At 45.5% G+C, this 10,565-nt stretch carries 10 protein-coding genes; 6 read left to right on the top strand and 4 right to left on the bottom strand.

All coding sequences use genetic code 11. The annotated features are described in order from the left end of the window. Nucleotides 1-243: 243 nt before the first annotated feature. The 3 genes from ABHN01_RS05325 to ABHN01_RS05315 all read left to right on the top strand — a co-directional run bounded on the left by ABHN01_RS05325 (nt 244) and on the right by ABHN01_RS05315 (nt 3,836). The gene (locus ABHN01_RS05325) at nt 244-1,710 is read left to right on the top strand and encodes a flavin monoamine oxidase family protein (protein WP_429874696.1); all 1,467 of its coding nucleotides are present in this window, start codon (nt 244-246) and stop codon (nt 1,708-1,710) included. Between the two features lie 205 nt (nt 1,711-1,915). Next, nucleotides 1,916-2,734 (top strand): YihY/virulence factor BrkB family protein, encoded by an 819-nt coding sequence (locus tag ABHN01_RS05320; protein WP_429874695.1) that lies wholly within the window; start codon nt 1,916-1,918, stop codon nt 2,732-2,734. 442 nt (nt 2,735-3,176) lie between these two features. Then, nucleotides 3,177-3,836: a TerC family protein gene (locus ABHN01_RS05315; RefSeq protein ID WP_290397868.1), complete on the top strand. Its 660-nt coding sequence runs from the start codon at nt 3,177-3,179 to the stop codon at nt 3,834-3,836. Between the two features lie 290 nt (nt 3,837-4,126). On the opposite strand, the gene ABHN01_RS05310 is transcribed toward ABHN01_RS05315, so the two are convergent. Together ABHN01_RS05310 and ABHN01_RS05305 are read right to left on the bottom strand one after the other, a co-directional pair. After that, complete coding sequence (locus tag ABHN01_RS05310) at nt 4,127-4,858, bottom strand: ZIP family metal transporter (protein ID WP_429874694.1); 732 nt, start codon at nt 4,856-4,858, stop codon at nt 4,127-4,129. 98 nt (nt 4,859-4,956) lie between these two features. Next, entirely contained in the window at nt 4,957-5,532 is a 576-nt protein-coding gene (locus ABHN01_RS05305) for a membrane-spanning protein (protein ID WP_429874693.1), read from the bottom strand. A 144-nt stretch (nt 5,533-5,676) separates the two neighbouring features. Here ABHN01_RS05305 and ABHN01_RS05300 point away from each other — a divergent pair, with 144 nt between their 5' ends. Further along, nucleotides 5,677-6,150, top strand: a complete 474-nt coding sequence (locus tag ABHN01_RS05300) for a hypothetical protein (protein WP_429874692.1) — start codon at nt 5,677-5,679, stop codon at nt 6,148-6,150. Nucleotides 6,151-6,307: 157 nt separating this feature from the next. Then, nucleotides 6,308-7,024, top strand: a complete 717-nt coding sequence (locus ABHN01_RS05295; protein WP_429874691.1) for an SH3 domain-containing protein — start codon at nt 6,308-6,310, stop codon at nt 7,022-7,024. Nucleotides 7,025-7,568: 544 nt separating this feature from the next. Here ABHN01_RS05295 and ABHN01_RS05290 read toward each other — a convergent pair. Continuing rightward, nucleotides 7,569-8,510 carry a LytR family transcriptional regulator gene (locus ABHN01_RS05290; RefSeq protein ID WP_429874690.1) on the bottom strand — a complete coding sequence of 314 codons (942 nt, stop codon included), beginning with the start codon at nt 8,508-8,510 and terminating at the stop codon, nt 7,569-7,571. A 259-nt stretch (nt 8,511-8,769) separates the two neighbouring features. Here ABHN01_RS05290 and ABHN01_RS05285 point away from each other — a divergent pair, with 259 nt between their 5' ends. Next, complete coding sequence (locus ABHN01_RS05285; protein ID WP_429874698.1) at nt 8,770-9,099, top strand: YolD-like family protein; 330 nt, start codon at nt 8,770-8,772, stop codon at nt 9,097-9,099. A 35-nt stretch (nt 9,100-9,134) separates the two neighbouring features. Here ABHN01_RS05285 and ABHN01_RS05280 read toward each other — a convergent pair whose 3' ends face one another. Then, the gene (locus ABHN01_RS05280; protein WP_429874689.1) at nt 9,135-10,565 is read right to left on the bottom strand and encodes a S8 family serine peptidase; all 1,431 of its coding nucleotides are present in this window, start codon (nt 10,563-10,565) and stop codon (nt 9,135-9,137) included.

Here is a 10,565-nt window from a genome sequence, read left to right as displayed (position 1 = left end):
ATTTAGGTTAGCTCACTGCGAACTCCTGGCAGTTGAGGGTTTTTTATCTTTGTATAAGAAACAGGCCTATTGCCCTATGAGAGGAAAATGTCCTTGGAAGTTAGGTATATTAGGAGGATTCCTACAGATTATCCCTGCATTCGGGATGGGGATTTATCAATTATTGTTATAGTAAAATTAATTATTCTTTCAAAAACGGAATATATTGGGAATGAACGGCGTTTCGTTGAGGGGGGTAATCGTATGGAAAGAACAGTGCTGTCAGAAAAACAGATGCAGATCATCATCAGAAATGGTCTGCTTCCTGCCGCCAGGCGAAAGAAGATCATCGTGGCTGGAGACGGAATCGCCGGGCTTGTTGCAAGTACTCTGCTGCTGGATGCCGGGCATGACGTACGGATTTTAGAAGCTTCCCAGCGGGTAGGAGGACGAATCTATTCCGTCCGGTCACCTTTTTCAGATGGCCACCATTTTGAGGCGGGAGCCATGCGGATACCTGAAGATCACAAGCTGGTGTTCGAGTACCTCAATAAGTTCAGACTGCCGTACAAGCGGTTTGTAAACGGCTTGCCGGATGATTTATTTTATATTAATGGAAGAAGAGTACGTTCGGCTAATTATGATAAAAATCCTGACCTTCTTGGCTTCCCGGTCGCCGAACATGAGAAAGGACTAACAGCCGTAAACCTTTTAAGATTTGCCATTCAGCCGCTCGTCGATTATGTGAAAATGGACCCAGAACAGCATTGGCCCACAGTGATCAAACGCTTCGGGAACTATTCAGTAGATACGTTCCTGAAACATAACCCCTTCGGGAGGTCTTTATCTGCAGGTGCGGTGGATCAAATCAAGGTCCTTCTTTCACTCGAAGGATTTCCTGAGCTTTCTTTTCTGGAAACGTTCCGGGACATCCTCCTTATCTTTATTAAACCGGAGCTGAGGTGGTTTGAGATTACTGGAGGGAATGATCAGCTTCCACAAGCTTTTATCCCGCGCCTAGGTGACCGGCTGCTGTTGGAAAAACGAATAAGGAAAATCGTACAGGGTCCAAAAACAGTAACATTACATACGGAACATCCGTCAAGCAGACAAACGGAAACCTTTGAAGCTGACCGCGTGATTATCACCTTGCCTTTTTCCGTATTGAATTTCGTACAGATTGAGCCTGAGCAGTCACTGTCATACTTTAAAAGACGAGCGATTCGGGAGCTCCATTATGTGCCTTCCACAAAAGTAGGTCTGCAATTTAAACGGCGATTCTGGGAAGATGAGGGTTTACGGGGAGGAAAAGCGATAACAGACCAGGCATCCCGGTTTACATATTATCCGAGCCACTATCCCTCAGGAGTCCAGTCCGGTGTAGTGCTCGGAAGCTATACGTGGGAAGATGATTCCAATCTCTGGAGCTGCCTGCCAAGGCAGTCGAGGATCTATGAAACGCTCAAGTGCCTCTCCCTTTTGCATGGCTCGCAAGTATTCAGGGAGTTTACGGCGGGTGTTTCCTATTGCTGGACGCACAATCCTTATGCCGGCGGTGCGTTCACGATGTTTAAGCCGTATCAGGAGCTGGAATTCGGAGATGCCATTTCTACTCCGGAATGCAGGCTTCATTTTGCTGGGGAACATGCGACAAAAAGCCACGGCTGGATGCAAGGCTCCATCGAATCGGCTATAAGGGCTGCACTTGTAGTGCATCAGGAGTTAACATAGTGGTGTTGGCACCGCGTTTTGACATATGTCAAAAGCCGGTGCCTGGCACCATTTTTGGTTCTAGAACCCCGAGAACCCACATATCCTTTGTACCATGTCCACCAGAGGAAGGCAGAAGTGGGGGCGTTCTTCCATTTGCATTTTATTCAGTGATAGGTATAATTGCGGAATGACAAGCCGGCCGTAAAGGGAAAGGGGGCTAATTATGACCGCTGCTTATATTCTCAGAAAGCTCGCTAACCGCTTTTTTACGTTGAGAGTCTATGATTTGTCGGCCCAAATGGCCTATTACTTTTTGATGTCCGTGTTTCCTTTTTTATTGGTAATTTATTCATTGTTGGCCTACCTGCCCATACAAGAAGAAAACATTTTGGAACTTGCTAAACCCTATGCGCCGGAAAATACGTACCATCTGATCGAAAGGACGCTGGCGTATACGGTGACGCTCCAGAAGGGCAATCTGCTTTCATTCAGTTTAATTTTCACGTTATGGCTTTCTTCGATGGGTTTTCAATGCATTAAACGCGTATTGAATGATGCGTACGATATTAAGGTAAAGGAAAGCTTTATAAAACAAATATTAGAAGGAATCTTGCTAACGATCGGCTTCATGCTCGTGATTTTATTCTCGGTATTCGTTCCGATCATTGAACAGCTGATGAAGCATTACTTAAACGATGTTTTTTCCTTAGAGGGCTATCATAAATTATGGATCCTCATACAGTGGGGAATCGGAACTCTTTTTTTATTCCTGTTCTTTATCGGACTTTATTATTTTGCTCCGAACGTCAAGTTAAAAGTGGTGAGAGTACTGCCAGGCGCCTTTTTTTCCATGATCGGCTGGCAGCTCGTTTCGATGGGATTTGCCGCTTATGTCAGAGGCAACAATTATTCAGCGCTGTATGGGCAGCTGGGCGGGATTGTCGTCCTGATGCTTTGGTTTTACTTGTCTGCCATGATTATCATTCTTGGTGCCTTGTTAAACACCATCGTTTATCCGATCCATGAAAACAGGAAGGACTAATGGTCCCGTATAGGGAAGCTTTCTCTACTAGATATGACGATGACAGTGAGACTGGTGCTTCTTTTGCCGATGATTAGATGAGCTTTTCTGCGGCATGCAGAAGGGCTTTTTATTAGGAGTGATATGCACTTTCCCGGGAAATATGTCGAAAGTGATTTTAGAACTGACTAATTTCAATAGGGGAGAGGTGGTGTACACAGGAGATAAACCTTCTATTTACTGCGCGATTGCAGTTAGTGGATCGACATGGTGTTATTTAGTAATACTAAGTATTTCTGAGAAATGTCTTGTCGCTTTTTTTGTATGGTGGTTGTCACCTTTTTTTACAAAGTCTAATACTAAAAATAGTTTTTATGAGCAAAAATGTTATGATATAGAATAAAAAATGGTAAACTATTATAATGTGAATTAGAAAAACATTCGTTATAGATAAGGTGGTTTCATGGATAATTTATTGGTAAATCTCTTGGAAATCCTCCTTATAAATATTGTGTTAAGCGGTGATAATGCGGTCGTTATCGCACTCGCCTGCCGTAACCTTGAGGAGCGGCACAGGAATAAGGCGATTTTCTTTGGGACGTTTGGGGCGGTATTTCTAAGGGTAGTTTTAACATTTGTCGCAGTATACTTGCTGAAAATTCCTTTCTTGAACTTTGTTGGCGGACTGCTGCTTTTATGGATCGCCATCAGTCTTCTAAAGGGAGAAGAGGATGAAAACATTGAGGCAAATTCCAGCTTGTCTGGAGCCATCAAAACGATTATTGTTGCTGACTTGGTCATGAGTCTCGATAACATTGTGGCCGTGGCAGGAGCAGCGAACGGAAACATAGTGCTCATCATTCTTGGTTTGATCATCAGTATTCCATTGATCATCTGGGGAAGCCAGCTTCTGATGAAGATTATGGCGAAATTCCCGATCATCATCATCATCGGGGCAGCTCTTCTGGGCTACACAGCCGGCGAGATGATGTTAAAGGACAAGGCCGTCGGTCATTACTTAGAGGCCTTTCATTTTAACCTTCACCTTGCATTGCCGATTGCTCTCGCTATTCTGGTTGTGGTGGTTGGCAAGTTCAGTGGAAGACGCGCGAAAAGCGTTTAATAAAGCAAAACAGTGCCAGGCACCCGCTTTTGACATATGTCAAAGATCGGGTGCCTGGCACTGTTTATTTATTGAATCCCATAATCTTTGGCAAACACCATATGTGTCTCGACGAGAACATCCTTGGTCCTTTCATCGAGATTAAAGATACGGGCGCCGCGCAGCCTGTTTTTCTCGGCACCCGGCAAGCCGTATGTCCCGAGATGCTGTAAGGAATTATGTAGTTATTGCAAAAAAAAATGTCAGTTCCCGTCCATTTATAAAGACGGAACTGACACCAGATGACATCATTAAATTCTTGTTAAAATGAGTGAAATGAGCAACCCGACAGAAGCGATCAGCCCGACAAGTGAACCCCCTTCTTCAAAAGCTTCAGGCAGCATCGTCGAGCCGACCATGGTGATGATCCCGCCTGCCGCAAAGGAAGCGATGATCGCCATCAGTTCTTCTGAAGCATCTTCCAGAAATAGATATCCAGCCCATGAACAGAACGCCGAGATCATCAGAACGGTCATCCAGAGAACAAGAATCTTCTTTTTACTTATATTGCTTTTAAGCATCCCTGCCGTACTTGACAGCCCTTCAGGAATGTTACTAATAAAAATGGCGATGACGAGCAGCCAGCTGACGCTGTTATTCTCGATCAGACTCGCCCCGACAATGATGGATTCGGGGATGGCGTCCATCACGGTTCCGATAAAAATCGCAAAGCCGGAGCCGCTCGGTGACCCATCCTGTCCAGATGACCGTTTCCTTTTGTGTGCTCCTTTCCGGGAAACGATGAGATCCAGCACAGTAAATACAACCGCCCCGATTAAAAATCCCATGGACGTCGGAAATAATCCTCCTGAATGAGCGGACTCCCCAAGCAGTTCGTAGGTGGCAGCGCCGATCAATACACCCGTCCCGAACGCCATGATAAAGCCGATGATTCTCTTTTTGATGGGGAAAGACATCGCCGCTAGGGCTCCCAGTAAAACCGCAGAGCCGGAAACGCCTCCCCACAAGGCGGCAATCCACATACAACTACCTCCCTCTATCTTACGGTGCCTTCTTATGGTGCCTGACACCGCAATTACACAAGTATGTAACGGCGGTGCCTGGCACCCCTTCGTTACTACTAGACTTTTCCACGGCGAAGCCAGGCATAAACCGCTACAACTAGCCCGCCCGCCATGCCGAAGATGATATCGAGCATCGTGTCCTTGTTTCCACCCATCTGCATCGTGTGGGTGAAAAACTGATCACCCACAAACTCGTAGATCTCCCACAAAACGGTGGCGATGACGGGAAGGGAGAAGACGAGGAGGAAGATCATCCAGGGTGAGACGTCTTTTCGCACATGTGCCGGGATAAAGATTTTATAGAGTGCGATGGCGGCAAAACCGACAAAGATTCCTTTATAGAGGTGAAGCGTGGTATCCCACCATTTGAAATGCAGATAAAAACTCGCAAGAGAGCCCAAATACGTTGTACAAAAAAGAAGCAGATAATAGCCGATAATAAGGGCGGAGTTAAAAGGAATCGGCCTTGACCGAAGCAGCAAAAGCGGAAGTCCGCTTACCACTACTCCACCGAGAGCAACCTGCCAGCGTGAAGAATCGCCCTTGACAAGGTAAATGATGAACAGGACAAGCATGAAGATCATAAAAAGTGTGCTGAATACCATAATTGTTTTTCTTCTCAAGGTCCTCACCCCCTTTCAAGATTCCTTACCATTATGGCCAAAGAGAAGGAGGAAGAACCGTCTGCTTTTGATGATACAATGTATCAACCGCCCACGTTTTTCATATACTGCCTAAGAATATCACGCTCACTCATCTTTTGGAGGAGGCAGAACATGAAGTTTACGGTGCAATATATCCCTTTGAGCAGCATTAAATCCGGAATATCCATAAAATTAACGGAGCATTTGAAGAAGCTCCGAAATATCATGTGGGACTGCATGAACGTGCTTGTTGTCCAGAAAAGCAAGAAAGACGGCCATTATGTAGTTGTCAGCGGACAGGACCGTCTGGATTATCTGAAAAAAAATACGAAAAACAAATATGCGCCGTGTATCGTCGATGAACCTTCCGGCTTCAAAACATGGCTCACGCGCTTCAGCGGCAGGCAGCCGATCGATGATTTTCCGATGCATCCGAAAAGCTGGAAGATCGTCCGGGCATTTTTAACAAAGGAACCCCGTTTTCAAAACCTGTCACGGGCACAGCAGATGAAAGTCCTCCTGCTCGCGGTCCAATACAAGAAAACGGTGATCGCTTCCATGCAAAACAGAGTCAGCCAAATCGTAAAAACGCAGAACGGCGAATGATGAAATCGTCGTTTTTTTTTTGGACTACAACACCGAAAAAAAGGGTATGTAAAAGCTAGTTATTGTTTCTATTTTTTTACATAAACAACAGTCATGAGACATAAGATGGAACGGTACGGCATGTCCACGAAAATCCGTAAGGGAGGAAAAACTCGGCATGAAAAAGGGCTTTCTGAAACTCGTAGTCATTGTGTTGCTGGCCATCGGGCTCGTCACTTCTCTTTTTCCGTCCCGAATCGCTCAAGCCTCATCCACAAAAACGGCCTATGTTGATATTACATCAGGAAAGCTGAACGTCAGAAGCGGGCCGGGAACACAGTACAAGATTATCGGGTCGCATAAAGACAATACAAGGCTAACCATCTACTCCCAGACGAAGAGCGGATGGGCCAAGATCAAATACAACAAGAAAAACGGCTATGTCGCGACCAAATATCTAAGGTTCTACCATACGATGTCCCGTACAGACGCCAAATCGATTACAGACAGAGCCATAAACATTCAAGATAAGATCGCCAACAACAAGACATATACAAAAAAGCAGATTCATCAGCTGCAATCGCCCGGCTATACTTCAGCCTACATCGACAATCTCATAAAATATGACATGACTTCACACAAGAAGGACAAAAAGGGAAACAAGCTGTATGAGTGGCTGGCGACAGACTTCCCGATGTATCGGATCTGGGGATTTGACTGGAGCGGGAAAGAGGCGCCTGAAAAGCCTTCCATCACGTACTATACGAAGGACGGAGCATGGTACCTGAAAGTCTATCAATATGACAAAGATGATATGTACACGTACCATCAAACCCTTTATCTTTCAAAATCCAGTGAGAAAGCCGCCTGGAAGATTTACAATTATAAATGGTGATGAAAAGCCGCAAGCATCCGTGCTTGCGGCCTCGTTGATCTTTCGTTAAACTAATCGAGTGTAATTAATTGGTAAACGCATAACTGAATGGGCTAAAAGCTTCATTCAATAATAAAAGTAGGGATTTCGATAATAAAAAGATCAGGCAGTCCTCTCTGCCTGATCTTTTTTGAGGAAAACTATTCAAAAAGGCCGCAGCCGTTTTCTAGAACAAATGAATGATTTTGAGTAAATTTCACATCGGAGTCTTTCGCAAGAGGGCTTTTTACTACTGAAAAGCCATTTTTGGAGCTAAAACGCCAGATTTGCACGCAAAATAGACCTACCGCAGATTTTTATGTTCAAATCTATGGGTGTTATGTTCCGAAATGGCGATTTTATGTTCAATCCGTTTATACACGACACCATCCAACGGGATGCGACGCATTCATTGTAAGCCGCCATCAGCACTTTACTCGTCCGGCATCCAAGCTCGCAATCCGCCATTGCATAAACATCACGCCACAAAAAAACAGCGACCCCCGCAAGGTTCACTGCTTTCAAATTAGATTTCCAGTTCTTTTTTTAAAGTGGTTTGAATTTTGGTTTTCTCGTCTTCCGGCACGATGAGATAGTAGATGCCGCTGATCCGCTGGCCCTGGCCCTTTATCTCGATGTTTTCTACGTTGTTGCGCGCGCCTTTATAGTTGGATTGAATGTCTTTCATCTCGTCGAAGGTCATGTTCGTTTTTACGTTGGAGCCGACTACGTTTAAGATGTCGCCCATTTTCGTAACAGAAGAAATTTGTGCACCTTCATTAACGATCGCGCTGATCACCTGGCGCTGGCGTTCATTACGGCCGAAGTCACCTTCAGGATCTTCTTTTCTCATACGGGTGTACGCTAGCGCTTCTTTACCGGACAGCTTCAGCTCGCCTTTCGGGAACGAATAGCCATCATAGTTGAAGGCAAGGCGCTCGTTGTTTACGGTCACACCGCCAAGCGCATCCACAATTCCTTTGAAGCTCTCCATATTTACTTTTACAAAATAATCGACGGGCACGTCCAGGAAGTTTTCAACGGTCTTGATGGTCATTTTTGTTCCGCCAAAGGCATAGGCATGGTTGATTTTATCCTCCCGGCCTTTTCCGATGATTTCAGTCCGGGTATCACGCGGGATGCTGGTCATGACCATTTTGTTCGTATTCGGGTTGACGGTCACTAGAATGAGCGTATCGGATCGGCCGCGGTCACCTTGACGCTCATCAACGCCTAAAATCAGGATGGAGAGCGGGTCGCCTTTTGAAGGAGTAAGATCGCCCTTCCGTTTAGAGGAACCATCCCACGCCGCATCATCATGCATTTTGTTGGCCGTGTTTTTCACCGAGCCATAAATATAGTAGAAGCCGCCTGCTCCGATGAGCAATAATACGCCGAGGATAAGGAGAATAACCTTTAGTCCTCTGCGTTTTTTTCTGCGCTGCTTTTTCGCTGAACGTCTGTCCATTTCATCAACCTCTTCATTATAGTCATAAGCCATTAATAATCTTATTAATCGTTCAATATCTTTTTTAATATAACAGAAAATGACAGGTTTGGTGAAAATATTTTTAAATTTACACATTCCTTATGACGGTTGCAGACCAACAATGGGAACGATTCCTTCAATTTACATGTTTATACAAATCCCGCGCATCATTTGTCAATTATTTTCAGTGTAAACCGAACGTATATTCGCATATAATAGGATAAGGCAGGTGAAGAATATGCTTCGTGACCGCGGAAAGATTAAATGGCAAGGGATGTTTATGCCCGAGCATATGAAGGGCTTAAGGGAGTTTGACTGGGATCATAAAAAGAAGACAAAACCGGAACTGGATGAGCAGCAATACGAGCTGATGGAACAAACCATCTGCGAGGCGATGGCCGAAAATTTGGATCTGTGTATGACCATTTTTGGAAGTGGGGACTTTCATTTGCTGATCGGGAAGGTGCATTATGTAGATCCGTATAAAAAAGAGCTGCGCGTCGTCGATTTCCACCATGAGGTCCATCGAGTGAAGATCGCTGATCTGGTGGATGTAAAAATAAGATAAAAGGACCCCCTGGGAGGGATCCTTTTATTTTACTTTTATTTCGTTAATGCATTATAGATGTTGGCTTCTCCAGACCCGAATAGCGGATCTTGTCCCACATTTCCAAGATCGACAGCTGTCTGGCGCAACTTCGCCTGAACTTGAGCTGGTGAATATTCAGGATGCTGTGATTTGATGACCGCTGCGATACCGGCTACTTTCGGTGCAGCCATGGAAGTACCGTGAAGAAGGGCATAACCCTTTAAGTGTCCTGTTACATACGGTGCCAGGTAGGTTGGCCAAGTTGAGAATGCACGGTACATAAAGTCACGCTTATTAAGATAGTCTCCTTTTGGATCTTGGCGATACAGGGCATCGTATGCCGGGCCGTTGTCACCGCCAGGTCCAGCCACGTCGATCACGCTGCCGTAGTTGGAATAGAACGCGATTTTGTCATTAGACCACTTGTTGGAAGATGAAACGGTTACGACTCCAGGAACTTGGGCAGGTGCCACACGGGAAGGCCCCTTAATATCCAATCCATACGTTTCCTTCCAGTAAGTTTGCATGTCATGAATGTCATTCAAGTTGCGGGAGTCATTGCCGGAAGAAACGACAACCGTCACACCTTTTTTCGCAGCATACTGCATGGCACGGTGATAAGCCACCATGGAAGCGGAATCGCCTTTTTCCCCAAGGTTGTTCGCCATCCAGCGCCATCCGCCAAGGCTCATGTTGATGACCTCAACTCCATCGTTCGCTGCAGAAACGATCGCATCGGTAATCCATGATTGCTGTGCACCGCCTGTAGCACCGAAAACCCGGTACGAGCGTACGGTTAAGTTCGGGCCTACGCCGTATACTTTACCGTTTCCGGCAATGGAACCGGCTACGTGTGTTCCATGTCCGTTTTGGTCCCAGGCATCCTTCGTGCCAGGCACAAATGTTTTACTGCCGGCAAGATCGGCATTCGCTTTTAGATCTGGGTGATTAAAGTCCATTCCAGTATCGATGATCCCTACGACCGTATCATGGTTTCCTTTGTTGATGCCATAGGATTTGAAATCGTTAGTGACTCGTTTGATATCCCACTGAAGGTCATGATAGTTTTGGTTCGGATTGTTCCAGTCAGGCTGCGGAATGGATGTGATTGGCTGTCCGTCAGCAGGATTCGGATCGTCCTCCAAATAGACTTCCAACTCTTTGTCCGCAGCTTGTATGTTTGTATCTGCTTTAACTTTTGCAAGGAAATCTGGGGAGGCAGATTTGGCTTCTACAACGCCAATTTCCTCAACGACTCGTTCCACAGAGCCGCCTGCCTGTTCGATTTCTGCAGACAGGTTAGAAGGGACTTTCCCTTTATATGTAAGAAGATAATGGACAGGTGAGGATGACTCCTCAGCACTGGCGGGCTGGGCAATAATACTCGAAAACAGTGAGAATGACAGGGCGGAACACATTGAAAGTACAGCAAGCTTTTTTTTCAT

The sequence above is a fragment of the Fictibacillus sp. NRS-1165 genome (assembly GCF_050468105.1).
GTDB lineage: Bacteria > Bacillota > Bacilli > Bacillales > Fictibacillaceae > Fictibacillus_C > Fictibacillus_C terrinigri.
This window is presented reverse-complemented; position numbering and strand designations above follow the sequence as displayed.

Bases quoted from the DNA above. Each gene is read 5' to 3' on its own strand.
- ABHN01_RS05325 (WP_429874696.1), top strand. From the start codon at position 244: ATGGAAAGAACAGTGCTGTCAGAAAAACAGATGCAGATCATCATCAGA.
- ABHN01_RS05320 (WP_429874695.1), top strand. From the start codon at position 1,916: ATGACCGCTGCTTATATTCTCAGAAAGCTCGCTAACCGCTTTTTTACG.
- ABHN01_RS05315 (WP_290397868.1), top strand. From the start codon at position 3,177: ATGGATAATTTATTGGTAAATCTCTTGGAAATCCTCCTTATAAATATT.
- ABHN01_RS05310 (WP_429874694.1), bottom strand. From the start codon at position 4,858: ATGTGGATTGCCGCCTTGTGGGGAGGCGTTTCCGGCTCTGCGGTTTTA.
- ABHN01_RS05300 (WP_429874692.1), top strand. From the start codon at position 5,677: ATGAAGTTTACGGTGCAATATATCCCTTTGAGCAGCATTAAATCCGGA.
- ABHN01_RS05295 (WP_429874691.1), top strand. From the start codon at position 6,308: ATGAAAAAGGGCTTTCTGAAACTCGTAGTCATTGTGTTGCTGGCCATC.
- ABHN01_RS05290 (WP_429874690.1), bottom strand. From the start codon at position 8,510: ATGGACAGACGTTCAGCGAAAAAGCAGCGCAGAAAAAAACGCAGAGGA.
- ABHN01_RS05285 (WP_429874698.1), top strand. From the start codon at position 8,770: ATGCTTCGTGACCGCGGAAAGATTAAATGGCAAGGGATGTTTATGCCC.
- ABHN01_RS05280 (WP_429874689.1), bottom strand. From the start codon at position 10,565: ATGAAAAAAAAGCTTGCTGTACTTTCAATGTGTTCCGCCCTGTCATTC.